This is a genomic window from Ruegeria sp. SATB045, assembly GCF_059613525.1.
Genome location: NZ_JBXWSR010000037.1, coordinates 357,756 through 383,768 on the forward strand (window position 1 = coordinate 357,756; position 26,013 = coordinate 383,768).

Annotated in this window: 25 protein-coding genes; 16 read left to right on the forward strand and 9 right to left on the reverse strand. The window is 58.2% G+C overall.

What is annotated here, in order from left to right:
- Window positions 1-27 precede the first annotated feature (27 nt).
- From betI to AC2FNR_RS21445, 4 genes are all read left to right on the forward strand, one after another.
- The gene (betI, locus tag AC2FNR_RS21430) at window positions 28-600 is read left to right on the forward strand and encodes a choline-binding transcriptional repressor BetI (RefSeq protein WP_496851344.1); all 573 of its coding nucleotides are present in this window, start codon (window positions 28-30) and stop codon (window positions 598-600) included.
- Window positions 597-2,105, forward strand: coding sequence for a choline-sulfatase (gene betC / locus AC2FNR_RS21435; RefSeq protein ID WP_496851345.1), 1,509 nt, complete (start codon window positions 597-599; stop codon window positions 2,103-2,105). The genes betI and betC overlap by 4 nt, the downstream gene beginning before the upstream one ends.
- An 88-nt stretch (window positions 2,106-2,193) precedes the next feature.
- Window positions 2,194-3,852, forward strand: coding sequence for a choline dehydrogenase (gene betA / locus AC2FNR_RS21440; protein ID WP_496851347.1), 1,659 nt, complete (start codon window positions 2,194-2,196; stop codon window positions 3,850-3,852).
- A 78-nt stretch (window positions 3,853-3,930) separates the two neighbouring features.
- Window positions 3,931-4,170, forward strand: a complete 240-nt coding sequence (locus tag AC2FNR_RS21445) for an HP1242/YdcH family protein (protein WP_170352480.1) — start codon at window positions 3,931-3,933, stop codon at window positions 4,168-4,170.
- 74 nt (window positions 4,171-4,244) lie between these two features.
- On the opposite strand, the gene AC2FNR_RS21450 is transcribed toward AC2FNR_RS21445, so the two are convergent.
- Window positions 4,245-5,645 (reverse strand): helix-turn-helix domain-containing protein, encoded by a 1,401-nt coding sequence (locus AC2FNR_RS21450; RefSeq protein WP_480496876.1) that lies wholly within the window; start codon window positions 5,643-5,645, stop codon window positions 4,245-4,247.
- Window positions 5,646-5,710: 65 nt separating this feature from the next.
- The gene (locus AC2FNR_RS21455) at window positions 5,711-6,916 is read right to left on the reverse strand and encodes a multidrug effflux MFS transporter (protein WP_496851350.1); all 1,206 of its coding nucleotides are present in this window, start codon (window positions 6,914-6,916) and stop codon (window positions 5,711-5,713) included.
- 184 nt (window positions 6,917-7,100) lie between these two features.
- Here AC2FNR_RS21455 and AC2FNR_RS21460 point away from each other — a divergent pair, with 184 nt between their 5' ends.
- From AC2FNR_RS21460 to AC2FNR_RS21475, 4 genes are all read left to right on the forward strand, one after another.
- On the forward strand, window positions 7,101-8,633 hold the full coding sequence (locus tag AC2FNR_RS21460; RefSeq protein WP_496851352.1) for an acyl-CoA carboxylase subunit beta: 1,533 nt from the start codon (window positions 7,101-7,103) through the stop codon (window positions 8,631-8,633).
- A 262-nt stretch (window positions 8,634-8,895) separates the two neighbouring features.
- Complete coding sequence (locus AC2FNR_RS21465) at window positions 8,896-9,225, forward strand: DUF6497 family protein (RefSeq protein ID WP_353393756.1); 330 nt, start codon at window positions 8,896-8,898, stop codon at window positions 9,223-9,225.
- A 2-nt stretch (window positions 9,226-9,227) separates the two neighbouring features.
- A complete protein-coding gene (locus AC2FNR_RS21470; protein ID WP_214648750.1) occupies window positions 9,228-9,368 on the forward strand; it encodes a hypothetical protein in 141 nt (46 codons plus the stop codon).
- Window positions 9,362-9,715, forward strand: a complete 354-nt coding sequence (locus AC2FNR_RS21475) for a hypothetical protein (RefSeq protein WP_480496880.1) — start codon at window positions 9,362-9,364, stop codon at window positions 9,713-9,715. Before AC2FNR_RS21470 ends, AC2FNR_RS21475 begins: the two co-directional genes overlap by 7 nt.
- An 86-nt stretch (window positions 9,716-9,801) precedes the next feature.
- On the opposite strand, the gene AC2FNR_RS21480 is transcribed toward AC2FNR_RS21475, so the two are convergent.
- Window positions 9,802-10,959 (reverse strand): DcaP family trimeric outer membrane transporter, encoded by a 1,158-nt coding sequence (locus AC2FNR_RS21480; RefSeq protein ID WP_480867687.1) that lies wholly within the window; start codon window positions 10,957-10,959, stop codon window positions 9,802-9,804.
- A 650-nt stretch (window positions 10,960-11,609) separates the two neighbouring features.
- Between AC2FNR_RS21480 and AC2FNR_RS21485 the strand changes: the two genes are divergently transcribed.
- The gene (locus AC2FNR_RS21485; protein WP_480867685.1) at window positions 11,610-11,813 is read left to right on the forward strand and encodes a hypothetical protein; all 204 of its coding nucleotides are present in this window, start codon (window positions 11,610-11,612) and stop codon (window positions 11,811-11,813) included.
- 114 nt (window positions 11,814-11,927) lie between these two features.
- Entirely contained in the window at window positions 11,928-13,973 is a 2,046-nt protein-coding gene (locus AC2FNR_RS21490) for an acetyl-CoA carboxylase biotin carboxylase subunit (RefSeq protein ID WP_496851356.1), read from the forward strand.
- A 76-nt stretch (window positions 13,974-14,049) separates the two neighbouring features.
- Here AC2FNR_RS21490 and AC2FNR_RS21495 read toward each other — a convergent pair whose 3' ends face one another.
- Window positions 14,050-14,496, reverse strand: coding sequence for a DUF4174 domain-containing protein (locus tag AC2FNR_RS21495; protein WP_170352489.1), 447 nt, complete (start codon window positions 14,494-14,496; stop codon window positions 14,050-14,052).
- A 169-nt stretch (window positions 14,497-14,665) separates the two neighbouring features.
- Here AC2FNR_RS21495 and scpA point away from each other — a divergent pair, with 169 nt between their 5' ends.
- The 6 genes from scpA to AC2FNR_RS21525 all read left to right on the forward strand — a co-directional run bounded on the left by scpA (window position 14,666) and on the right by AC2FNR_RS21525 (window position 20,119).
- The gene (gene scpA / locus AC2FNR_RS21500; protein ID WP_480867682.1) at window positions 14,666-16,792 is read left to right on the forward strand and encodes a methylmalonyl-CoA mutase; all 2,127 of its coding nucleotides are present in this window, start codon (window positions 14,666-14,668) and stop codon (window positions 16,790-16,792) included.
- A 100-nt stretch (window positions 16,793-16,892) separates the two neighbouring features.
- Complete coding sequence (locus AC2FNR_RS21505) at window positions 16,893-17,495, forward strand: VOC family protein (RefSeq protein ID WP_496851359.1); 603 nt, start codon at window positions 16,893-16,895, stop codon at window positions 17,493-17,495.
- Entirely contained in the window at window positions 17,492-18,016 is a 525-nt protein-coding gene (locus AC2FNR_RS21510) for a GNAT family N-acetyltransferase (RefSeq protein ID WP_496851361.1), read from the forward strand. The genes AC2FNR_RS21505 and AC2FNR_RS21510 overlap by 4 nt, the downstream gene beginning before the upstream one ends.
- Window positions 18,017-18,025: 9 nt before the next feature.
- The gene (locus AC2FNR_RS21515) at window positions 18,026-18,706 is read left to right on the forward strand and encodes a molecular chaperone DjiA (protein WP_170352493.1); all 681 of its coding nucleotides are present in this window, start codon (window positions 18,026-18,028) and stop codon (window positions 18,704-18,706) included.
- Window positions 18,707-18,711: 5 nt separating this feature from the next.
- Window positions 18,712-19,710 (forward strand): endonuclease/exonuclease/phosphatase family protein, encoded by a 999-nt coding sequence (locus AC2FNR_RS21520; RefSeq protein WP_496851363.1) that lies wholly within the window; start codon window positions 18,712-18,714, stop codon window positions 19,708-19,710.
- Window positions 19,711-19,747: 37 nt separating this feature from the next.
- Window positions 19,748-20,119 carry a hypothetical protein gene (locus tag AC2FNR_RS21525; RefSeq protein ID WP_170753148.1) on the forward strand — a complete coding sequence of 124 codons (372 nt, stop codon included), beginning with the start codon at window positions 19,748-19,750 and terminating at the stop codon, window positions 20,117-20,119.
- A gap of 3 nt (window positions 20,120-20,122) precedes the next feature.
- Here the strand turns inward: AC2FNR_RS21525 and AC2FNR_RS21530 are convergent, their stop codons facing one another.
- From AC2FNR_RS21530 to AC2FNR_RS21550, 5 genes are all read right to left on the reverse strand, one after another.
- Window positions 20,123-21,667 carry a Ppx/GppA family phosphatase gene (locus AC2FNR_RS21530; protein ID WP_170753146.1) on the reverse strand — a complete coding sequence of 515 codons (1,545 nt, stop codon included), beginning with the start codon at window positions 21,665-21,667 and terminating at the stop codon, window positions 20,123-20,125.
- A gap of 49 nt (window positions 21,668-21,716) precedes the next feature.
- Window positions 21,717-22,406 (reverse strand): P-loop NTPase family protein, encoded by a 690-nt coding sequence (locus tag AC2FNR_RS21535; protein ID WP_480867674.1) that lies wholly within the window; start codon window positions 22,404-22,406, stop codon window positions 21,717-21,719.
- Window positions 22,407-23,480, reverse strand: coding sequence for an AI-2E family transporter (locus AC2FNR_RS21540; protein WP_170352498.1), 1,074 nt, complete (start codon window positions 23,478-23,480; stop codon window positions 22,407-22,409).
- 91 nt (window positions 23,481-23,571) lie between these two features.
- The gene (locus AC2FNR_RS21545) at window positions 23,572-24,546 is read right to left on the reverse strand and encodes an isopenicillin N synthase family dioxygenase (protein WP_496851366.1); all 975 of its coding nucleotides are present in this window, start codon (window positions 24,544-24,546) and stop codon (window positions 23,572-23,574) included.
- Window positions 24,546-25,910: an FAD-dependent oxidoreductase gene (locus AC2FNR_RS21550; protein ID WP_496851368.1), complete on the reverse strand. Its 1,365-nt coding sequence runs from the start codon at window positions 25,908-25,910 to the stop codon at window positions 24,546-24,548. The genes AC2FNR_RS21545 and AC2FNR_RS21550 overlap by 1 nt, the downstream gene beginning before the upstream one ends.
- Between the last annotated feature and the right edge of the window lie 103 nt (window positions 25,911-26,013).

The window sequence follows — 26,013 nt, forward strand, 5'->3', positions numbered from 1 at the left end:
TTCATCTTGCGCAGTGGAGGGATAACGATGCCAAAACTCGGAATGGAGCCGATCCGTCGGGATGCGATCGTCAAAGCCACGATTGCCGAACTGGGGGCGAAGAAATCCCTTGATGTCACGGTCAGCCAGATCGCCAAGCGAGCAGGGATGTCCAGCGCGCTGGCGCATCACTATTTCGGGGGCAAGGACCAGATTTTCCTGGCCGCCATGCGCCGTATCCTTTCGGATTTCGGGGCCGAGGCCCGGCAGGAGTTGAAAGGCACCGCACCTAACGAGCGTGCTCAGGCGATTATCCGGTCCTGTTTTGCCCCTTCCTGCTTCACGCCTGACGTAATCGCAGCTTGGATGACCTTTTATGTGCTGGCACAAACCAATGATGAGGCGCTGCGTCTGTGGCAAATCTATCAGGCGCGTATTCGGTCGAACTTGATTTATGCGTTGCGCCCTTTGCTGTCCGATCCGATTGAGGCGGCAGAGGATATGGTCGCGCTGATCGACGGCCTGTATATCCACGCCGCCCTTAACGCGCCTGAAAAGCCGGAACGTGCGGTCAACCACGCGATGCGTGTGCTCGATACTTTTCTTGAGGCTGAAACATGACACAACCTAACATTCTGATCCTGATGGTGGATCAGTTGAACGGGACCCTTTTTCCGGATGGTCCCGCAGACTGGCTGCATGCACCGAACCTCAAGAAACTGGCAGCGCGGTCCACGCGTTTTGCCAATGCCTACACAGCTTCACCTTTGTGCGCGCCGGGCCGGGCCAGTTTCATGTCCGGGCAGTTGCCTTCGCGCACCGGCGTCTATGACAACGCGGCCGAGTTCCGCAGCGACATCCCCACCTATGCGCACCACTTGCGCCGGGCTGGGTACTATACCTGCTTGTCAGGCAAGATGCATTTCGTCGGTCCCGATCAATTGCACGGGTTCGAGGACCGCCTGACCACTGACATCTACCCCGCCGATTTCGGCTGGACGCCCGATTATCGCAAACCGGGCGAGCGGATCGACTGGTGGTATCACAACATGGGTTCGGTGACGGGTGCTGGCGTGGCCGAGATTTCCAACCAGATGGAATATGACGACGAGGTCGCATATAACGCCAAGGCCAAGCTCTATGATCTGGCGCGCGGCAAGGACGATCGCCCATGGTGCGTGACCGTCAGCTTTACCCATCCGCATGATCCTTACGTGGCTCGTCGGAAATATTGGGATCTGTACGAGGATTGCGAGCATCTGCTGCCCGAAGTTTCGGACCTTGGCTATGACAATCAGGACGCGCATTCCAAACGGATTTTCGACGCGAATGACTGGCGTAGCTTTGACATCTCTGAGGACGATATCCGCGAGTCCCGCCGGGCCTATTTCGCAAATATCTCGTATCTGGACGATAAGATCGGCGAAATCCTCGAAGTGTTGGAAACCACGCGGCAAGAGGCAACGATCCTGTTTGTCTCGGACCACGGCGACATGCTGGGTGAGCGGGGCCTGTGGTTCAAGATGACCTTCTTCGAGGGCTCGTCGCGGGTGCCGCTGATGATCTCTTCGCCCGATTTACCAGCAGGTCGGATTGAGGCACCGGTCTCGACCATCGACGTCACGCCGACTCTTGGCGCGCTTGCAGGTGTCGACATGGCCGAAATCGCACCATGGACCGATGGCGAAGACCTCGTGCCGCTGGCTAAAGGCGCCGAGCGTACTGCGCCCGTGGCGATGGAATATGCGGCCGAGGCGTCATACGCGCCGCTGGTTTCGCTGCGGTATGGCAAGTGGAAATACAACCGTTGCGCGTTGGACCCCGACCAGTTGTTCGACCTTGAGGCCGATCCGCATGAGTTGGAAAATCTCGCCGAAAAACCTGAACATGCAGGCACCTTGCAAACCCTGCGTGCCAAGTCCGAGGCGCGTTGGGATCTAAACCGGTTCGACGAAGATGTACGTGCCAGTCAAGCCCGCAGATGGGTGGTGTATGAGGCGCTGAGGCAGGGGGGGTACTACCCTTGGGATTATCAGCCCCTGCAAAAGGCATCCGAGCGTTACATGCGCAACCACATGGACTTGAATGTCGTCGAGGAAAGCCAACGCTTTCCCCGCGGAGAATAACAGACTGATTTAGTAATACCCCCTTCGGTTCGGCCAAGGTTTTTCGATGGAAAATCTTGGTGCACCGGTGGGAAACGGAGACCCAAAAATGGAAGCAGATTTCGTCATCGTCGGCGCAGGTTCCGCAGGCTGCGCGATGGCATACCGGCTAAGCGAGGCAGGGGCCTCGGTTCTGGTGATCGAGCATGGCGGAACGGATGCTGGACCGTTCATCCAGATGCCGGCTGCGCTGAGCTATCCGATGAATATGTCGCGCTACGACTGGGGCTATCAGTCCGAGCCCGAGCCGCATCTGAACAACCGTCGTTTGGCCTGTCCACGCGGCAAGGTGATCGGAGGGTCTTCCTCGATCAACGGCATGGTCTATGTGCGCGGCCACGCGCGGGACTTTGATACCTGGGCTGAGATGGGGGCGGATGGGTGGTCCTATTCGGATGTGCTGCCCTACTACAAACGCATGGAGACCTGGCACGACGGTGGGCACGGGGGCGACAAGGCGTGGCGCGGCACCGATGGTCCGCTGCATGTGTCGCGTGGGCCCCGCGAGAATCCGCTGTTCAAGGCGTTCGTCGATGCGGGCCAGCAAGCAGGGTACGAGATCACGGGCGACTATAACGGCGAAAAGCAGGAAGGCTTTGGCCCAATGGAGCAAACCGTCTGGAAGGGGCGGCGCTGGTCGGCGGCGAACGCGTATCTGAAGCCTGCGCTCAAGCGTGACAATTGCGATATTGTGCGGGGTCTGGCGTCGAAGGTCGTAATCGAGAATGGCCGTGCGACCGGAGTTGAACTTGTGCGCGGTGGCAAGACTGAAGTCATCCGTGCCCGGCGCGAGGTGGTGCTGGCGGCGTCGTCCATCAACTCGCCCAAACTGTTGATGTTGTCAGGGATTGGCCCGTCCGCGCATCTGGCCGAGCATGGGATTGAGGTTGTTGCGGATCGCCCCGGTGTGGGCGCAAACCTGCAGGATCATCTGGAGCTTTATATCCAGCAGGCGTCGCTTCAGCCGATCACGCTGTATAAACACTGGAACCTGATCAGCAAGGGCTTGATCGGCGCGCAGTGGCTGTTTACCAAAACCGGGCTTGGCGCATCGAACCAGTTTGAAAGCGCGGCGTTCATTCGCTCGCAGCCGGGTGTCGAATATCCTGACATTCAGTACCACTTCCTGCCGATTGCCGTACGCTATGACGGGCAGGCGGCGGCCGAGGGGCATGGGTTCCAGGCGCATGTTGGTCCGATGCGGTCGCCGTCGCGGGGTGCTGTGACATTGCGATCCAAAAGGGCCGAGGATGCCCCTGTGATCCAGTTCAACTACATGAGTCATGAGGCGGATTGGGAAGACTTCCGCACCTGTATCCGCCTGACCCGCGAGATTTTCGGGCAGGAGGCGTTCAAACCTTATGCCGGCAAGGAAATCCAGCCCGGTGCTGAGGTTCAAACAGATGATGAATTGAACGCTTTCATCGCCGAACATGCCGAGAGCGCCTATCACCCATGCGGAACTTGTCGGATGGGGCGTGCGGATGATCCAAACGCGGTTGTCGATCCTGAAGGCCGCGTGATCGGTGTGGATGGGCTGCGGGTGGCCGATAGTTCGGTTTTCCCTCAGATTACCAATGGCAACCTCAATGCGCCTTCCATCATGGTCGGGGAGAAGGTCTCGGATCATGTGTTGGGGCGCAACCCGTTGCCCAAGGCCAATGACCGACCATGGATTCATCCTCAATGGGCGACATCACAGCGGTGATTTGATCCGCGTCAAAGCGGGGTAGCGCAGACATCTATAAACCTGAATCGCAACGACTAATCTAAGGAGCGAACAGAAATGTCCAACACCCCGCATGAACTGGCCGAAGAGTTTCCGGACAAAGTTGAGGTGATGAGCCAGCTCAAGCAATCAGACGCTCACTTTGCGCGGCTGGCAGAGGAATACCATGAGATCAACCGCGTGGTGCACCGAGCCGAAACCAATGTCGAGCCCATGGAGGATTTGGCCGAAGGTGAATTGCGCAAGAAACGCGCGGTTCTAAAAGATGAGATCTGGGCGATTTTGTCCAAAGCATAAGCCAAAAGGGCGGGGGCTCTGCCCCCGTCGCGGCACACCGCGCCTCCACCGGGATATTTCAGGCTAAGTGAAGTTCAGGTGACTTCGTAAGGCAAGGTATTGCGGGTATGGGCGTCGATGGTCAGGCGACGTTCGAGTGGTGGAACCGAACGCTGATGGCAGTTCTGCCTTTCACAGATACGGCAGGATATTCCGATAGGTTCGTAGGCGCTGGCGTTGTTGATATCCAAATTATCTGCATAGACGAGCGCTTCGGCGTGCCGGACTTCACATCCAAGCGCGATGGCGTAGCGACGCACAGGCGCGCCGAAGGATCCCCCGGATTTCGAAACGTCCCGCGCCAACGAGATGTATTGAACGCCATCGGGGGTTTCCGCTAGTTGCCGCAGGAAATGGCCCGGTGTTTCAAAGGCGCGGTGCACGTTCCAAAGGGGGCAGGCGCCGCCAAAGCGGGCGAATTGCAGGCGTGTGGCCGAGTGGCGTTTGGTGATTGTGCCGGCCTGATCGACGCGGACAAAGAAAAACGGAATACCCTTGGCACCGGGACGTTGCAGTGTCGAAAGGCGGTGAGCGACCTGTTCGATTGAAGCCCCAAAGCGGTTGCTGAGCAGTTCCAGATCATGGCGGTAGTCTTGCGCGGCTCCAAGGAATGCGCTGTAGGGCATCAGGGATGCGCCTGCGAAGTAGTTTGCGAGGCCGATCTTGGCGATGGCGCGGGCTTCATCCGTTTGGAATTTGGCAAAGTCCAAAGTCGCTTCGAGCAGCTTGTCCTGGTTTATCAGGGCGACTTGCAGCAAAAGCTGGAACACCTGCGTTTGAGGCGCGCTGCGCGAGGACAGAGACAGGGTTTTGCTGTCAGCGTCATACCGTCGGGTTTCTTTGATATCAGCAATGTGTACCCGAATATCCCTTTCTCGCAGGCTGCTGATCGCCGCATCGCGAATGCCGCCGGTTTCCTGTGCGATTGACGCAAAACGCTCGGCCGCCCGATCCACGGCGTCAATGTAGTTGTCGCAATAGTGGAAGAAATCCCGGACCTCTTCCCAGGGGCTGGCTTGAATTTGCGCATCTTCACGCCCCAATGCTTCGTCCAGCGATGCAAGCCGTTCGTGGGTCTGCCGATAAGTGCGGTGCAAAGCGATAAACGCGCGGGCCAACGCAGGCGCATTTGATGCCGCCAGTCGCAGATCGGCCAACGGGGGCATTGCATCGTCAAAAACCGGATCGGCGAGTGCTTCGCGCATGTCTGACACAAGGCGTTCGCTGTCGCCGGTGCTTAACTCGGTCACGTCCATGCCGAATTCCTGCGCCAATGCCAGAACAACCGTGGTCGAGATGGGACGGTTGTTGTTCTCCATCTGATTAAGATAAGGGAGCGAAACCCCCAGCTTGGCGGCGAATTCCTTTTGGGTCAGGGTCAGGCGCGTACGCATCTCGCGCAGTTTCGCGCCTGCATAGAGTTTCTGGGTCGCCATGGCGCGCCTTTGCAACTATTCCGTTGTGGGAAATTAACTTTGCAAATCGCGGGGCGCAAGCATTGCTAGAGTCCCAGGCGACGCTCCCGCCGGATTACAGATGTAATTGCAAAGACAGCCAGCAAGGCGGTTATCAGCATCAGCCACAGCAAGGGCATCGCCCCTGTTTCGCGGGTCAGCAGCGACCCGGCCAGTGCGCTGAGACCAGCCCCACCCGCCAGCATGATAGCGCCGCTCAGGCCCGCGGCCGTTGCCGCCAGATGTGGCCGCACTGACAGAGCGCCCGAAGTGGCGTTCGGGATCGTCATGCCATTTCCAAGGCCGACGAATGTCATAAGCCCAAAGAAACTAAGGGGTGTGCCTAGCCCAAACAGGAACAAAAGCGCCGACAGAAAAACGCCAGCGGCATTCAGGATGCAGCCCCGCAGGACCATTCGGTTGACACCAAATCGGACGGAATACCGACCGCTTAGGAAATTACCGGCAAAATACCCAATCGCAGGCGCGCCAAAATATACGCCAACTTCTGCGGCTGACATTCCGAATATCTCGGTCCCGATAAATGGAGCTCCACCGAGGTAGGCGAAGAAGGCACCTGACGACAACGCAGAGGATAGCGAATACCCCCAAAAGCGAGGGGACGTCAGCAGTTCAGGATACTCTCGAAACTGTTGCAGCAGGGTCTTCCCGCTTTTGGCTGAGGTTTCACCGAAGTCTTTGAAGCAAAGGATCAGCGTCAATGTGCCCAAAACGAAAGGCAGCCAGAAATTAGCCTTCCATCCGAGGGATTCTTCCAGCAGCCCTCCGATCGCGGGGGCAATCATCGGGACGACCGCCATCCCCATAGTCACGTAGCCAATCATCGAGGCAGCCTGATCCTGATCGTAAAGATCCCGCACGGCAGCCCGGCTAAGCACCATGCCGACGACTATTATCGCCTGGGACATCCGAAACGCCAGAAAGACCGTGGCGTTCGGCGCGTAGATGCAGCCCAATGTCACCACAAGGAACAGGGCAAGGCCATACAGTAAAACTGGCCTGCGGCCGGCCTTGTCTGCGATCGGGCCGATAAGAATCTGCAGCACCGCGCTGACCATCAGATACAGGGCGATCGAAAGCTGCATGACCTTGTAGTCTGTCTGGAAATAAACAGCCATGTTTGGCAGGCTGGGAAGATAGAGATTCAGACTAAGTGCCGACAGCCCTGACAATAGCACAAGCGTGGCAATAGATGGGGGTGAGCGTCGAGCGGAAGATGACCTGAACTGCATAGTTCAATTGTATAGTCCGCGATTTTGGGATTGGCATTAGCATTGTGATCTCAGCGTTGAAATTTGCTGATTTGCATTACGCAATCAAAAAATGTCCAAAGGTTTGCAAATTTGCCGAAAGTTGCTTTGGGCTGGCAAGCATAACGTATAGTGTCCCGCCAGATTACATTAGGGGATCACTGTCATGAAAGACATCCTGACCGAGCTTGAAGACCGCCGTAACAATGCCCGTTTGGGTGGTGGTCAAAAACGGATTGACGCTCAGCATGCGCGCGGCAAGCTGACTGCGCGGGAACGTATCGAACTGCTGTTGGATGAAGACAGCTTTGAAGAGTTTGACATGTTCGTCAGTCATCGCTGCACCGATTTTGGTATGGAAAGCCAGAAACCTGCGGGCGATGGCGTAGTCACCGGCTGGGGCACGATCAACGGTCGGATGGTTTATGTGTTCAGCCAGGATTTTACCGTATTTGGCGGGTCTCTTTCGGAAACGCATGCCCAGAAGATTTGCAAGATCATGGATATGGCGATCCAGAATGGCGCACCAGTGATCGGCATCAACGACTCGGGCGGCGCGCGGATTCAGGAAGGCGTCGCCTCGTTGGCAGGCTATGCCGAGGTGTTCCAGCGCAACATCATGGCTTCGGGCGTGGTGCCGCAGATCAGCGTGATCATGGGACCCTGTGCAGGTGGCGCAGTGTACAGCCCGGCGATGACCGACTTTATCTTTATGGTCAAAGACACCTCTTACATGTTTGTGACCGGTCCCGATGTGGTGAAAACTGTCACCAATGAGGTTGTCACGGCCGAAGAACTGGGCGGCGCATCTACCCACACCAAGAAATCCTCGGTCGCGGATGGCGCCTTTGAAAATGACGTTGAAGCGCTGGCCGAAGTACGCCGTCTGGTCGATTTCCTGCCGCTCAACAACCAAGAGAAACCCCCTGTCCGTCCGTTCTTTGATGAACCCGACCGGATTGAAACCTCGTTGGATACCTTGATCCCGGACAATCCGAACACGCCTTACGACATGAAAGAACTGATCACTAAGGTGGCGGATGAAGGCGACTTCTACGAGATTCAGGAAGACTACGCCAAAAACATCATCACCGGTTTCATTCGCCTCGAAGGGCAGACTGTCGGTGTTGTCGCCAACCAGCCGATGGTTCTGGCCGGGTGCTTGGACATCGACAGCTCGCGCAAGGCGGCCCGTTTCGTGCGGTTCTGTGACTGCTTTGAAATTCCGATCCTGACCCTGGTGGATGTTCCAGGCTTTTTGCCAGGTACGTCGCAGGAATATGGCGGTGTCATCAAACACGGTGCAAAGCTGCTGTTTGCCTATGGTGAGGCGACCGTCCCTAAAGTCACCGTGATTACCCGCAAAGCCTATGGCGGGGCTTATGACGTTATGGCGTCGAAGCACCTGCGCGGCGATTTCAACTATGCGTGGCCGACAGCCGAGATCGCGGTGATGGGCGCCAAGGGCGCGACCGAAATCATCCACCGCGCCGATCTGGGCGATGCCGAGAAAATCGCGCAGCACACACAGGATTACGAAGACCGTTTCGCCAATCCATTCGTTGCTGCGGAACGTGGCTTCATCGACGAGGTGATCATGCCACAATCGACGCGGCGTCGCGTTTCGCGCGCTTTCGCAAGCCTGCGCAACAAAAAGCTGAAAAACCCCTGGAAAAAGCACGACAACATCCCGTTGTAAGTGCTTGGGCGGGGTCGGTTTCTAGTCAACTCGACCCCGATTGTCTTTTGCAGTCCAAGGTAACGAAGACCTGACGGGGACTTGAGTTTGACATTGAGGGCAAAGCTGATAAATGAGTGCTCTTACCAGATATAGAAAAGCGCGGGCCAAAAGCCATGCGCGCGCGATCCCGGAGAGAGGAGCTCACCTTTGGTGGGTCCGGGGTCGCGCCTTTTGTCTAGGTTTTCTGACCCTGTCATCCCCTGTAGTTGCGGAAACCAATTTGGCTGTCCCTTCGGGTCAGCCCGTGCATCTGAGCGATGTTCTGTTGGACAACAACCCCGGCGAACTATGGGTCCGTTTCCGCTTTGTCGCTCCGAAGATCGGTTCCGACGTAGGTCGTATCGGCTATGACGTCGCCTCGGTCGATATGGAGCACCTGTGCCATACGCTGGCCGTCGCTTATGTTGCTGAATACGATTTGGAACCGGCACGCGTAGTGATCTCGCTGTCTGATAGGCCAACGGAATTTGGACAAGCCGCACCTGACGCCACGCAGTATTTCGAAGCCTACCGATTGGAGCAGGCGCAGTGTATCTGGGAGGGGCTCTGATCATGAGACCCGGTTTTCAGATCGTCAGAGCGTTTCTGACCAGCAATGCGGCTTTGGAGGTGCGCAAGATGAACTCATCCATCACAGGATGCGATTTCGATGTTTTTGGGGACATTTACGTCAGCGGAGGAGCAACATGCTGAAGCACCGCGGATTTCCCGGTCGTTTGGCCGGAACAGATTTCCAATTCACAATCCGCCGGGCCAATCCCAAGGGCGTGACGCCGCTAACCAGACGAGAACGGTTCCGTGATCGCAAACCGGCCGACCGCCGGGCGGATGCGGGCTTTATGGAGGCGCTCTGGCAACATTTCGGCGACCAGCCTTTTGAGAGGGGTAATCTGGATGCCGGTCGTCTTAGCTGGTTGTTTGAGCGTGAAGTCATTCCAGCCGAGGATCCTTTTGATCCGGCCAGCTATGACGCATTGCTGGTGATCGATCCTGACGCTGCAAGGCTGTCGTTTCCGGATATTTTCGACGGACTGCGCTGATTGTGACCTATCAGGCCGTATATCCTCACGCGGGCAATGCTCCGTGGAAAACCCTGCCCCGATGGGGGCAGGGTCGTGATATGCGATCAGAAGTTCAACTGCGCCGCAACTTGAACGCGGCTGCCGTCAAAGTCATCGCCCGAGTTCACGTCGTTCCGCTCACCATAGATGTATTCGGCGCTCAGTGTCAGAGTCTCGGTCGCCTGATAGAAGGCGTTTACGTGGATCGTCTCAAGCTCGGTAAAGGCCAGGTCACCAGTCGAGGTTGCCAAGTCATAGTCCTCGTAACCGTAGGCGATACCGACGTTCCATTTCGGACCGATGTCCTGACGCAGTTCGACGGTGAAGCCGTCAACATCGTTGGCTTCGCCATTGACCACCGCATCACCCAAGCCGATCAGCCACGGTCCAAGCGCCTGACCGGTCACGTAGTTGACCTGGAACAGGCCACCCTGCCAAAGCCGCGCCGATCCGGACAGGGTCACACCCCATTGGTCGACTTCATTGATGCCGGCGTCGTCCTGGGCTCGACCGTAAAGACCGGCAATTCGGGCGACGTAAGTGCCATCATTGTATTCGGCCGACGCGGTGAAAACCGGATCATCCGAGTTGGAGCTACCGACGTTTTCCTCGATGGAGAGTGCAAATTCGGCATTTTCAGAGAATGCGTTAGTGTAACGGATCTGCGGAACACGGGCGAAGGCGATACCAACGGGACCGTTGAATTCAACCGAGGTCGGATACGTGTCCAAAGGCTGGAAGTTGGTCCAGAACTGGCCGATCAACCACTGGTCGCCGATACGGATATTGGCGTGACGCAAACGCAGTTCAGCAGCGCCGCCGCCTGCAAACAGGTCAAGCTCCAACTGACCGCCGATATCGCCAATGGCGCTAGGCGTACTGGTGAGCAAGCCGATCCGCGACTGACGGACGGTTGCGCCAAAGGTACCGCTGGTCTCAGCAGAAGGTTCACCAATTACGTTGACGAACGCTGTATCGCCTTGGTCAAAGTCGAAATCGTAGAAGAAGTCGGCTTTGACATAGCCATAGACGTCCAGTGTCGTATTCCCGATCCTAAACTCACCGGGTGTCGCGTTCGGTCCCTGAGATTCCAAGGCTTCGATCCGGAGGCGAAGTTTCTCCAGTTCGGCCTGCGTATTCGCATCCTGGGCATAAGCAAGCGTGCCAGTCACACTAAGCGCAGTGGCAGCGAGCAGAGATGCCGTTTTTCTCTTTGTAATCATTTGGATGTTTCCTTGTGTGCGAGTGTGCACGCGCAACGTTCCACGCCGACGATTTTCAGGGAAATCACGAGATTGGGACAATCAAACGCAAAAATCTCAAGAAAATTTGTGGGAAAAGCAGACCTGGATCACAGCAAGGTGAACAGATCGGTTAACCTTATGAGTGCAGTGTTTTTTTTCGTCGCTATCGCGTGCGCAAAACGTGATGCTGCAAGTGCAAAGCTTGTTTTTCGGGTCAACGTTTGTAACGGGATTGTGACGAACATTCACGTGAGTCCCCGTGAATATGCGCGAAACAGCGTCGGCGCAAAATTGCGCGGCTTTTCCTTGAATGGGCAGATTCCAGCCGGAAAAATTGCAACTCGTGAATCACAGTTTGCAGGTGCAACCACACCGTGCATGGTGTCCAAGCCGTGCGGCTCTACTTTGCCTGCGCCGCACATGCACCTACTATTCCGTACCCCTTCCTTCCGCGGGCAGGCTTGTGAGTTTCACAAATCCCTGCCCGCGTTTTTCTTTGCGCACACGGAGGGGGATCGACGGCATAAAGCTGCGCATATTTGGCCTAATACCTGTCTGTTATTGAATAGCGGTACACGAACCGCGCATCTGGCTTCGACTGATTCAAATCAACAGATGAGGCAGAAATCATGCGACTCTCGAAACTTGCGATTGCATTGGCGACCTGCGCCGGGCTTGCAGCCTGTGGCGACACCACGGGCGAACAGGCGATCTTGGGCGGTGGCGCCGGCGCGGTCGGCGCGGCGGTGCTGCAATCGGACCCGCTCTTTGGGGCCGTGGTCGGCGCGGCCGGCAACGTGCTGTATTGCAAGACGCAAAACAACTGTAGCTAACGAAGTCATCGGGGCTTACTCGGCCCCGACCGTCATCGCTGATCACGCCGTCGTGGGGTTAAGTCCTCGCGGCGGCGTGTTACGTTTTTCGAACACCAAGACAAAGGACGTTCCATGTTCAACAAGATACTGATTGCCAACCGGGGCGAAATCGCCTGCCGGGTCATCAAGACTGCGCGCAAGATGGGTATCGGCACCGTTGCCATTTATTCGGACGCGGACCGCAACGCGCTGCACGTATCAATGGCCGATGAGGCCGTTCATATCGGCCCGCCCCCTGCGAACCAGTCCTATATCGTGATTGACAAGGTCATGGACGCGATCCGTCAAAGCGGCGCTCAGGCGGTACATCCCGGTTACGGCTTCCTGTCGGAAAACTCCAAGTTCGCCGAAGCGCTTGAGGCCGAAGGCGTGGCTTTTGTCGGTCCCCCGGTCGGCGCGATCGAAAGCATGGGCGACAAGATCACCTCGAAGAAAATTGCGCAGGACGCAGGCGTGTCGACCGTGCCCGGTTACATGGGGCTGATCGAAGACGCGGAAGAGGCAGTGAAGATTTCGAACGAGATCGGCTACCCGGTCATGATCAAGGCCAGCGCCGGTGGCGGCGGCAAAGGCATGCGGATCGCGTGGAATGACGACGAGGCGCGCGAGGGTTTCCAGTCGTCCAAGAACGAGGCCGCGAATTCCTTTGGCGATGACCGGATCTTCATCGAGAAATTCGTGACACAACCCCGCCATATCGAAATTCAGGTTCTCTGCGACAGCCACGGCAACGGTATTTATCTGGGCGAGCGTGAATGCTCGATCCAGCGTCGGAACCAGAAGGTTGTGGAAGAGGCCCCGTCGCCCTTCCTCGACCCCGAGACACGCAAGGCAATGGGTGAACAGGCTGTCGCGCTGGCCAAAGCTGTAAACTATGCCAGCGCCGGGACGGTCGAGTTCATCGTGGATGGGGATAAGAACTTCTATTTCCTGGAAATGAACACCCGCCTGCAGGTGGAACACCCTGTGACCGAGCTGATCACCGGTGTCGATCTGGTGGAACAGATGATCCGCGTTGCCGCAGGTGAGAAACTGACCATCACCCAAGATGACGTCACCCTGACTGGCTGGGCGATTGAAAACCGTCTGTATGCCGAAGACCCGTATCGCAACTTCCTGCCCTCGATTGGCCGTTTAACCCGCTATCGCCCGCCGATGGAAACGGCGGCTGGTCCGATGTTGGTGAATGGCAAATGGCAGGGTGACGCGCCCGAAGGCGAGGCCGCAGTGCGTAACGATACCGGCGTCTATGAGGGCGGCGAGATCAGTATGTACTATGACCCGATGATCGCCAAGCTCTGCACCTGGGCGCCGACCCGGGAAGCCGCGATCGAGGCGATGCGCGTGGCGCTGGACAGCTTTGAGGTCGAAGGTATCGGTCACAACCTGCCGTTCCTGTCCGCCGTGATGGATCACCCGAAATTTGTCAGCGGTGACATGACCACCGCTTTCATCGCCGAAGAGTATCCCGACGGTTTTGAAGGCGTCACCCTGCCAGAAGAAGACCTGCGCCGTATCGCTGTGTCTTGCGCGGCGATGTACCGTGTCGCTGAAATTCGTCGCACCCGCGTCTCGGGCCGTATGGACAACCACGAGCGCAAGGTCGGCGCGCATTGGAATGTTGCGCTGCAGGGTCAGGAGTTCGACGTCAAGATCGAAGCGGATAAAGAGGGCGCGACGGTGGCCTTCTCGGATGGCACAAGCCTGCGGGTTGCCTCGGATTGGACGCCGGGCGACCAACTGGCTGTTTTGGATGTCGACGGAGAGGCGCTGGTCATGAAGGTTGGCAAAATCTCGGGTGGGTTCCGTATCCGCAACCGGGGTGCAGACCTGAAAGTGCATGTGCGCCGTCCGCGTCAGGCGGAGCTGGCCAAACTGATGCCCGAGAAACTGCCACCCGATACCTCGAAAATGCTGCTCTGCCCGATGCCCGGCCTGATCGTGAAGATCGACGTTGAACTGGGCCAAGAGGTGCAGGAAGGTCAGGCGCTATGCACTGTCGAGGCGATGAAGATGGAAAACATACTGCGCGCCGAGAAGAAAGGTGTGGTCGCCAAGATCAACGCAGGCCCCGGCGACAGTCTTGCCGTGGACGATGTGATCATCGAGTTCGAGTGATCATGATGGCGCTTTTGTCATACCCCATAGCTCTCCCGGCGTTCTGCGCCGGGGGCTTGGGGCTTGGCGAAGGCTATCAACCGCCCTCGCGCCGTTCGCGAATCTCGCGTTCGCGGAGGGGGGTCTTGTCGATGGATCGACCGATCTCACGCACGCTCCACGGGGACGGTTTGCGCAGTTTGACCACGCCGTCCTTGTCGACGAACACCATCTGGAAACCACGCGGGCGCAATTGCGACCGTATCGGGGATTTGGCCGCCGGGTCCGTGTCGGTGATGACAATCACATCGCGGTCACGCATCGCGGCTTCGCCTTCGATCAGCATGTCGATTTGTTGTTGGAAGCGGGGGTCTGCGGGCGTGTCGGCAAAGACGACAATGGGTCTGTTGACCCATAAAAACTCGCTCAACTCGCTGTCACCTGCGGGTCGGACAAATTCATCCTCATCCGGCGCAGACCCATCGGCGGCCATCGCGGCCAGCGGGATTAGTGCCGAGAAAACAAGGGCAAGCGTTCGTGTCATGGGGCCTCCTGTTCCATCGAATATAGCCCCTGTTCAGATGAATGCGACCAGTGAAATGCAATGCGCGCTCAATTTGTCGCGCGCAGCCCGGATTGGCTGGGCACTTCGAAACATAACTGCGTGCGGGTTCCTCTTCGCGCGCAACCCGAAATAGGAAAAGGAAATCGCCATGACCGATACCAAAGACTGGCAGGCGCTGGCCGAAAAAGAGCTGCGCGGGCGTCCGCTGGAAGATCTGACCAAAGAGACGCTGGAAGGCATCGACGTCAAGCCGCTCTATACAGCCGAAGACACGGCGGATCTGCCGCACATGGGTACGCTGCCGGGGTTCGGCCCGTTCACGCGCGGGGTGAAGGCTACGATGTATGCAGGCCGCCCATGGACGATCCGTCAATATGCGGGTTTTTCGACCGCCGAGGAATCGAATGCCTTCTACCGCCGCAATCTGGCCGCGGGTCAGCAGGGCGTGTCGGTAGCCTTCGATCTGGCCACGCATCGCGGCTATGACAGCGACCACCCGCGCGTTGTGGGCGATGTGGGTAAGGCGGGTGTAGCAATCGATTCTGTCGAGGACATGAAGATCCTATTCGATGGCATTCCACTGGACAAGGTTTCGGTCTCGATGACCATGAACGGTGCTGTGGTCCCAATTTTGGCGAGTTTCATCGTGGCAGGCGAAGAGCAGGGACATGACAAATCCGTCCTGTCCGGCACCATTCAGAATGACATTCTGAAAGAGTTCATGGTGCGGAATACCTATATTTACCCGCCCGAGCCGTCGATGAAGATCATTTCGGACATCATCGATTATACGTCGAATGAGATGCCCAAGTTCAACTCGATCTCGATCTCGGGCTACCATATGCAAGAGGCCGGCGCGAACCTGGTGCAGGAGCTGGCCTATACGCTGGCGGACGGGCGCGAGTACGTGCGCGCTGCGACGCAGGCCGGGATGGACGTGGACAAGTTCGCGGGACGTCTGTCGTTCTTCTTTGCGATTGGTATGAACTTCTTCATGGAGATCGCAAAACTGCGCGCCGCCCGCACCCTGTGGCACCGCGTGATGACCGATTTCGGGGCGAAATCAGAGCGGTCCAAGATGTTGCGCACTCACTGTCAGACCTCTGGCGTTTCGCTGCAGGAACAAGACCCATACAACAACGTGATCCGCACGGCCTATGAGGCGATGAGCGCGGTTCTGGGAGGCACGCAAAGCTTGCACACCAACGCGCTGGACGAGGCAATCGCGTTGCCCACTGATTTCTCAGCCCGCATCGCCCGCAACACACAGTTGGTGCTGCAGGAAGAGACCGGTGTAACCGATGTGGTCGATCCTCTGGCGGGCTCATATTACATCGAAAGCCTGACCAATGAGCTGGTCGAAAAAGCCTGGGCCCTGATGGAAGAGGTCGAAGAGATGGGCGGGATGACCAAGGCTGTTGCCTCGGGCATGCCCAAGCTGCGAATCGAGGAAAGCGCCGCGCGCCGTCAAGCGATGATCGACCGGGGCGAAGAGGTTATCGTAGGCGTCAACAAATACCGCAAGGAACAGGAAGACCCGATCGACATTCTGGACGTCGACAACGTCGCCGTGCGCGAGGCGCAGGTCGCGCGCTTGGAACGTATCCGCGCCACCCGTGATGAGGCGGCATGTAAAGACGCGCTGGACGCCCTGACCAAAGCCGCCCAGGAGGGCGGAAACCTGCTGGCTGCTGCGGTCGAAGCCGCCCGCGCCCGCGCATCCGTAGGAGAGATCAGCATGGCAATGGAGAAAGAGTTCGGCCGCCACCGCGCCGAGGTGAAAACACTGGCCGGTGTCTATGGTGCCGCCTATGAGGGCGACGAAGGCTTTGCCGCGATCCAGAAATCCATCGACGAATTCGCCGAGGCAGAGGGCCGCCGCCCGCGCCTGTTGGTGGTCAAGATGGGTCAGGACGGGCATGACCGGGGTGCCAAGGTGATCGCGACCGCCTTTGCCGATATCGGCTTTGACGTGGATGTTGGCCCACTGTTCCAGACACCTGCTGAGGCGGCGCAGGATGCGGTCGACAATGACGTTCATGTGGTCGGGATTTCGTCTCAGGCCGCGGGACACAAAACGCTGGCCCCGCAACTGGTCGAAGAACTGAAAAAGGCCGGAGCTGAAGATATTATCGTCATTTGCGGCGGTGTGATCCCGCAGCAGGATTATCAGTTCCTCTATGATCACGGCGTCAAGGCGATCTTTGGACCGGGCACGAACATTCCCGAGGCTGCACAAGACATCTTGCGCCTGATCCGAGAAGCCAAAGGGTAAGGCTAAAGATTTTTCGACGAAAAATCTTGTGATCCCGGCGCTTTGACGGAAACATGCGACCAGACCCAAAAGGTCTGGTCGCACTACGTTGGAGGCACTCATGTTACTGGATCATCTGGCCGTCTCAGGCGAAACCGTTGAGGAGGCTGCAGCCCATATCGAAGACGCGCTGGGTGTGACCCTGCAAGAGGGTGGCAAACACGAAGCCTTCGGAACACATAATCGTCTACTAGGGTTGGCCGATGGATTTTATCTCGAAGCCATTGCAATCGACCCGGCCGCACCCAATCCCGAGCGAACACGCTGGTTCGATCTGGATCGGTTCGAGGGCCCTCCGCGTTTGACCAATTGGATTTGCCAGGTGCCGAATATTGACGCGGCGCTGGATGTGTTCCCCGATGGTGTTGGACATCCAATCGACTTGGCCCGAGGTGCGTTGCGGTGGCAGATGGCGGTCCCACCGAGTGGTCGTTTGCCTTTCGACAACCTGTTTCCGGCTCTTATTCAATGGCATGGCGATCTGCACCCGGCGCGGATGTTAACGCAAAGCGGTTGCCGATTGCGCCGCTTGGTGGTCTCGCATCCGGAAGGTCTGGAGCTTGCGAAACTGTTGGGCCAGATGGAGGGCGTGGTTTTCGACAGCGGTGCTGCGGCATTGCGGGCGGAGTTTGAGACACCGCATGGACCGCGCATGTTGGAATGAAAATTCGTCAGGCTCAGGTGGCGGATGCCAAGGCAATCGCGGACATTGCGAATACTATCATTCGGGACACACTGATCACCTTTAAGACGGCGGAACGCAACACCGACAGCATTGCAGAGGATATCCGACAACGGGACCGCGCCTATCTGGTGGTTGAAGACGCCGCTTTGGTTCAGGGATTTGCCACCTATGGCCCGTTCCGATCCGGCCCCGGATATGCCCAATGCCGCGAGCATTCTGTTCAGTTATCAGAGCAAGCACGCGGCAAAGGCGCGGGGAGGGCCCTGATGGCTGCACTGGAAGAAGTCGCGCGGCATGAGGGCGTTCATGTGTTGGTCGCCGGCATCTCTTCGGCCAATCCGGGGGCTGAGGCGTTCCATGCAGCGCTTGGGTTCCAACATGTCGGACGGATGCCCGAGGTAGGATACAAATGGGGCAAACGGCTGGATCTTGTGCTAATGCAGAAAATTCTTGCCCCCAAGCCACTAGTCACACCTGACACCGGCGTTTTCAAAGGCTAGGGTGCGCTCATGTCGATCTGGACTCGCATATCCGATGCGCTAAGCGCGCTTGCCAAGGGCGAAAGCCTGACTGCTGTTTTCGAAAAGCTGCGTACGCCGCCTGAACGGTCGGTGGCCTTTACGATCGCAGTGATCGCGCTGGGCGCCAAGATGGCCAAGGCCGATGGGCAAGTAACCCGCGATGAAGTCACCGCATTTCGTGATGTCTTTCAGATCGCGCGCGAAGATGAGGCAGACGCCGCCCGTGTGTTCGACATGGCCCGAACCGACGTTGCGGGGTATCAGGAATATGCCCGCAAGATCGCGGGGATGTTTGCCGATGACAGCACCACCTTCTGCGACCTGATGGAGGGGCTGTTCCACATCGCCATGGCCGATGGGTTCTACCACCCCAACGAAAACGAGTTTCTGGAAGAGGTCAGCCGCATCTTTGGCCAGACCGAGGCGCAATTTCTGGCCTTGCGCGCGCGGTTTGTCCCGGATGCGCCTAATGATCCCTACATTGTGTTGGGTGTTCCGCGAGATATGCCATTACTTGATATCCGAAAGGTCTGGCGGCAATTGGTGCGCGAAACCCATCCCGACGCGATGATGGCGCGTGGCGTCCCCGAAGAGGCGATCCGACTGGCCGAGAAGAAGATGATCGACATCAACCGCGCATGGGATGAGATCAACGGCGCTCGGGCCTGACCGCAATGCGGTTGGCGACCTACAATATCGAGTGGTTCGCCAATCTTTTTGATCGTCAGGACAAGCTGATTGTCGACGACAGTTGGTCCGGCAGGCACAACATCACCAAGGCGGAACAGGTTGAGGCGATTGCCAAAGTTTTGACGGCCGTAGATGCGGACGCGATGCTCATAGTCGAAGCGCCTAACACTGGTAAGACCCAGAACACTGTGCGCGCGTTGCAGCGCTTTGCCGAAGCATTTGATCTGCGCACCAGTCACGCGGTGATGGGTTTTGCCAACGACACGCATCAGGAACTGTCGCTGATGTATGACCCGATGGCCATGGCAGTAAATCACGACCCGAAGGGGACGGGTGACAAGAACGCCCCGCGGTTTGACGGCGTGTTTCATATTGACCTCGACATCGACGCGACCGAAGACCGCGTTCGGTTTTCAAAGCCTCCGATGGAGCTATTGGTGCGGACACCGGCGGGTGGGCGCTTTCGTCTGATCGGCGCGCATCTGAAGTCAAAAGCCCCTCATGGGGCCGAAAGCCGGGATGAGGCTATACGAATCTCGATCGCCAATCGACGCAAGCAATTGGCTCAGGCGGTGTGGCTGTCGCGGCGGGTAGGGGCCCATTTAGACGCGGCAGAACCCGTGATCCTGATGGGCGATCTGAACGATGGACCGGGGCTGGATGAGTTTGAAAACCTGTTCGGCCGATCCTCGGTCGAGATTTTGTTGCAAGCGGGCCTGTTCGACCCTCACGCGGTCGAGGCCTATGCGGATCAACCGGGTAGTTTGTTTTCGACGGCGCGCTTTGCGCGCCCGACCGAAGGTGAGAATCTTGAGGCTCTACTGGACTACATCATGATCAGCGAGGAATTGCGGGCGTGCAGTCCGCAATGGCGCATCTGGCATCCTTTTCATGATCCCGCCTGCCTGGCTGTGAAGGACTTGCATCAAGCGCTTTTGACCGCATCCGATCATTTCCCCGTCACACTGGATATTGATCTGTGACCTTACATGACCGGCCTGATGGCTCTATATTGCCAGTATGAGACATTTCATCACGATCTGCGCGATTTCCGCAGCCTTGACCCACCCGGCCCACGCTGAAGATGACAGCGGCCCGTCGCTGATGGAGCAAGGCGCCGAACTGTTCTTTGAAGGGCTGCGAAAGGAAATGGAACCAGCGTTCGATGAATTGCTGGGGCTGGCTGATCAGTTTGGACCAGCGATGCAGTCTTTCATGGCCGAGATGGGTCCAGCGCTTGCGGATCTGGCTGCCGAGATCGAGGACTGGAGCACCTATGAGGTCCCGGAAATCCTGCCCAATGGCGATATCATTATCCGCAAAAAGCCTGAAACACCCGAAATCGAACCGGTACAGCCGCAGGACGCGCCGGAAGGTGAGATTGATATCTAAGGCTCAGCCTTTGATCACAACGCGGGTTTCCGACCTCAGTGCAGACGCCAGTGAATTCAGGCGCGCTTGGGCCACTTCGCTGAAGAGCGAGGCAGCGGTTTCAGGCAAAAACAGTTCAAGCTGTCGCTTTTTTGGATAAAAGCGCAACTTACCCATCGTGGCGTCGTTCTGCATCCAAAGCATCGCGCCGAACCGCATGGCTTTGCCCAGAATCTCGGCCTGTTTCTGGCCGCTTTCATCTAACAGGTCATAAAGCGGTGCAAACCGGTTATCTTCGCGCTTGTTGCGGTATCGGTGCTGCAGGGCAAGCCCGATGAATACCCGCTCGGAGTGTTTTAGGCCCCCCAAATTGGCGCGTGTGACATAGTCAAAGCAGGTCTCGGCCCGGTAGTCGGGATGCGCGCGCCAACTTACATCATGCAGCAGGCAAGCCGCCTTGATCAGACGCACCCGTGCGTCGGGGGCGGATTTGAACAAGGGCATCACGAAGTCAAACAAGTGTTTGCTGAACCCGGGCAAGCGAGCATCTTTCGCCTCATAAAATCGACTGGCTTCGATCAATGGATCGCGGTCGCGCAGGATTTGCGGCATCTGTTCGTATAGCAAGCCTTCACGGATGCCATAGCTTGAGATCGCGATATCCTTAGGTTTGAACGTCCGCACCAACCGGGCCAGTACATCCATCGCAAAGGGCATCAACGCCATACGAGAGCCAGACACACCAGCAAGGCTTCGCAGCTTGTCCGGGTCGCCCTTTTCAATGAATTTTATTGTCTCGTGAACCTGTTTGGTGGTCATGCGGTATTCATGCAGCACGTTCAGCGGATAGCCCCGGCGCAACATGTCCAACCGTGCAAAAGCACGCCAACTGCCACCGACCAGAAACAGCCGGTCACGCTGCGGCCCCATTTGATCGCGCAGCTCTTCCATCGTGGCTTTGATATGTGCTTTGCGCGCCCGTCGCCCACCTTTGATATCGCGCAGCTTGAGCGGACCAAGGGCCGATGTCACGCGGCGGCCCACATCGCCGCCTCCGATCTCGGCCAGTTCCATCGAAGACCCGCCGATGTCGCAGATCAAGCCATAGGCTCCGGGCCAGCCCAACAGGACGCCTTGCGCAGACAGGCGCGCCTCTTCACCGCCGTCGATAACCGAGACGGTCAGGCCAGTTTCGGCAAACACCTCTTTGCAGAAGGCAGGCCCATCTGTGGCTTCGCGCACCGCAGCCGTCGCGACAACATGCAGGCCCGGCAGCCCCAAATCCTGGGCCAGTTGTGCAAACCGACGCAGGGCAGCCAATGCGCGTTCCCGTCCGCGTGGGTTCAGACGCCCGGTCTCGGACAGGCCTGCGCCCAGTTCGCACATAACTTTTTCGTTGTAGAAATAGGCTGGCGACCGTGCTGCACCGTCAAAGATAACCATTCGGACCGAGTTCGATCCAACGTCGACCACTCCGACACGCGACAGGGCGCGGGCCTCGGGGTTGTCGAATAGCGGTTTTCCGAAAGGCCCCCAGTCGGGGATGTCTGTGTCGACGGTCTGATCCATGTCTCTTCCAGATATTCCGTGCTTAGAATGCGAAATCGTCGGGTTTGGGTCAATCGTCAGATGCGACATCACCTACGTCCGAGTTCAAAACACGCACAGCCAGCGAGCGGGTGATGTCACGTTTTTCAGTCAAAGCCACCAAATCCAACTGCGCGACAACATTTGCGGCTGTCTCGAACCTACGATCCATGTGTTTCACAAGGTAGGATATCACCTCGGGGCCCGGGTTAAGCTGTCGGTCCAGAAACAGTTTAGCCAGAACCGCCCCCAAAAGGGCGTCGTCTGGCGGGTCCAGTGCTACGTGGTGTGCCCCCTCGATCCGGCTTTGAAGGTCAGGCAGCGGCAGTTCCCAGAACTTCGGAGCCATGCGCCCTGTCATCAAAAGAGCGTTGCCTTCCGCCAGCGTCAAGTTGTGCAAATGGAACAACGTCTTTTGGAGGTCGGGATCACCGGCGATCATCGGCACGTCTTCCACAGCAATCGGCGTGCTGGCCAGTGCGGGTACATCGTCATAGCGCAGATCACGGGCCTGAATAATCCGGCCTCCGGTCTCAGCCGCCCAGACATGGGCCAGGTGAGTCTTTCCCGCGCCCGCCGGGCCGCTTAGCACCAGCTTGTTGCCGGGCCACGAGGTCGCAGAAATCATCGCCACCGCCAGCGCATTGGCAGGCGAGACAAAGAAATCCTCGCGGCCCAAGGCGGTTTTGGCCGGCAGGTCAAAGCTCAGTTGGCGGGGCATTTATTCGTCGTCCTGTTGAAGCCCTTCAAGGCCCGTATACAAGCGGCTGTCCAGATAAAGAGAGGTCATGAACCGGGCCACAACACCCAGTGCCGCCGCGACCGGAACCGCCACCAGCATCCCGACAAATCCGAACATGGCGCCAAACACCGATAAAGCCAGCAAAAGCCAGACAGGGTGCAAACCTACCGAACTGCCCACCAGCTTGGGGGTCAGGAAATTGCCCTCGGTCACTTGTCCCAGCGCGAAGATCCCGGCGACCAGCCCGATCTGCGCCCAGTCGCCCCAGAACTGAAACAGGGCCAGCCCGATTGCCAGCGATCCGCCGATCAGTGCGCCCAGATAGGGGATGAAGGTCACGAGCCCGGCGATAAAGCCCACGATCAGGCCAAACTGCAGGCCCACCGCCATCAGCGCCACGGCATAATAGGTGCCAAGGATCAGGCAGACCGTCCCCATACCGCGCACGAACGAGGCCAAAACGGCGTCAATCTCGCTGGCCAGGCGCTTTATGGTGGGGGCGTGGTCGCGGGGCAACAGCTCTCCGACACGGGCGATCATACGGTCCCAGTCCAACAGCAGATAGACAGCGACAACGGGGACGATCACCAGCAGCACCACCACATTGATCGCGGATCCCAGCGACGCCGCCACCGATTGCAGCACATCCCCGGTTTTGGATTGCAGCGTCTCGCCCAGCGAGACAAGGAATTGGTGCGAGCTGGATTCGCGGTCCAGCAGCGAGGGGAATTGTTGCTCGACAAACCCGCGCAGCTGTTTGATCAGGCTGGGCATGAACTCGACAAGGTCGATCAGCTGCGTGACCAGCGCGGGCACGACCATCAGGATCATCAGGACAAAGCCCAGAACTCCGACAACGGTTATAATCGCGGTTGCCGCCATGCGTGACAGCCCCAGATTTTCCAGCCGGTCGGCAACCGGGTCAAGAAAATAGGCAATCGCACCGCCAATTACGAAAGGCAAAAGCACATCGCCCAGCGCCCACATCAGGAACACGAAGACAACAGCGGCAATGCCCCAGTATCTGAGTTGGTCCTTCACTGGCAGCGCCATGCCCGTCCCCTTGTTGCCGGTTCTTGCATATGTTCTTGGCGTATGCGGCGCGGCGATGCAAGCGGTTCATGGGGCTGTGGATTTCTGCCCCTCAATCGGCAAGCGTTCCCAGTTCCGGCGTCGCCTCATCGGCATGTTCATCTGGCCAGTTGGTGCGCCATATCTCGGCCGACCAATGGCCGCAATGGACCGAAGGGCGGTCGAATCCGTCCAAAGGCTCCAGCAGCGGACGCACAACAACATCATGACGAGGTACAGCGAAATATGGGAAGGAATAGCGTTCTTGCCCAGATCGGTTGACAACCCGGTGTGGCGTGGATTTCAGGCGTCCACCGGACCAAAGCTCTAGCATGTCACCGATATTCACGACAAACCCGCCCGGCGGGCAGTCCGGCATGATCCAGCCGCCTTTGCGGGTCTGAACCTCCAGCCCGCCGACGGGGTCGGGGGCGATGATGGTCAGGGCGTCGGTATCCTTGTGCGGGTGGATACCATATCCACCCTCATCCGGTGCCTGCGGCGGGTAATGCAGCAGGGTCATGTTGGTCATTGGATCGACAAAGGCATCGCGCAGGGCGCGCGCAGGCAGGGCCAGGCCGACCTCTAGCGCGCCCAGCAGGTGATCGGCCACCGTGTCCAGTTGCGACCAATAGCCCAGTATCGTGTCGCGCGCGCCGTCCACGCCCTTTGGCCAGAGGTTCGGGCCATACAGCGCGCAGTCCTGCCGGATCGGTGCATCGAGGGCCACGTCATAGTGCAGCTTGTAGCCCTCGTATTTGTCGGCCTTTCCCGATCCGTCATTCGGGGTAAAGAACCCCATCGGGATGTATCCGCGGTAATTCTCGCGCGTGATGGCCTGATCCCATTTGGCGCTTTCCTCGACCGCAAAGATATCGCGCACGCAGGCGCGCACGGCGTCTGCCGTATCGGGGGAAATGCCCGTGCCGGTGATCGACAGAAAGCCGATACCGGTGCAGGCGTCCATGATTTGCTGAACGGTGCTAGCGTAGTCCGAGTGCGCCGAGTCGCGCAGGGGGGTGATGTCGATGGTTGGGATATGCTGCATCAGTGAATCCGCACGCCCTGACGATCGAGTTCTTTGTGGACGGGGGCGAGGTTCATCGTGTCGACCTCCTGATTGCTTTTCAACGATAGCGCAGCGGCGATGCCTGCGCCTTGGCCCATGACAGCGCAGCAGGCCATGTTGCGTGTGGCGGCATGGGCCACTTTGTCGGCTCCGTGGGAGCGGCCCGCGACCAGCAACCCTTTGATTCCCTTGGGGAGCATCGAACGATAGGGCACCTGCATATACCGCCCCGTGGTGGGTAGGATCAGGATGCCATAGCCGTCAATGAATTCGGGGTAGATGCCGATCGTATCTTCGAACCGGCCCTGATGGCGGGCGTCATCCTCGGTCATGTTGTAGACCGCGTCGATCTTGCGTGTGTCACGGATACCGATGGTCATGCCGAAATTTCGCAGCCGCGCGTTTTCGCAGCCTGGCATGAAACGGCGCAGCGCCTCAATGGCCAGCATCGACTGACGGCGGCCCTCGATCTCGCCCCGCGTCAAGCTGTCGGGATCGGTGCCGTCAATCTCGGCCAGATGGATGAGGTTCATATAGGTCAGCTCACCCGTATCATGCATCGCACCCCACGTGCCTGCGATGGTGTTCAGGTGCGGCGGGATCATCCCTGCATCAATCGCCTGTTGGAAGGGCTTGTGAACGAAGGGCGAGAACATGTCATCCTCTTTCCCCGAGGTCTCGATATTCCACTCACCGCCGCCGCCCCAGTCCTTGTAGGTCTGCGGATCGGCCTTGACGCCCTCCATAAACACGCGCTTGTCGACACCGGCCAGATGAAACATGACCGAGGCGGCCATCATATCCTCGCGCGCGGTTTTATGGGTCGGGGCACCGGCGCGGTGGGCGACATCTGCGTCGCCGGTGGCGTCGATTACAACGCGGGCCAGAATCGCCTCGCGCCCCGCTTTGGATTCGGTGATGATGCCGGTGATCCGGTTGCCGTTCATGATCGGGGCCACGAACTGACGGTGCAGCATCGGATGCACACCCGCCTCTTCGACCAGTTTGTCGGCGACCAGCTTGAACCCCTCGCTGTCCAGCTCATAACTCAGCGACTGGCTTTCCGGCACCGCCGCGCCCATGTCCTTGGCGCGGGTCTCAAACTCCATGCCGATGCCGCCTGCCTCGACCGTTTGTTCGTGGCGATACCATGCGAACCCCTCTACCCCCACGGCGGTGATATTGCCGCCCATGCAGCCAAAGCGGTCAACCAGTGACACTTCGGCCCCGGCGCGCGCGGCGGCCAAAGCGGCGGCCAACCCGGCGGGGCCAGAGCCCACGACCAGAACATCCGTCTGGTGAACAACAGGAATTTGACGGGCGGGTTCCGAGATTGTCTGCATCGGGGCCTCACATTTTTACATTCCTGTCACATTTGAGGTTCCTGACTGGCGGGTCAATAAAAAATGCGACGGGCCAGGGGTCGCAAAAACGCCAATGCGTGAT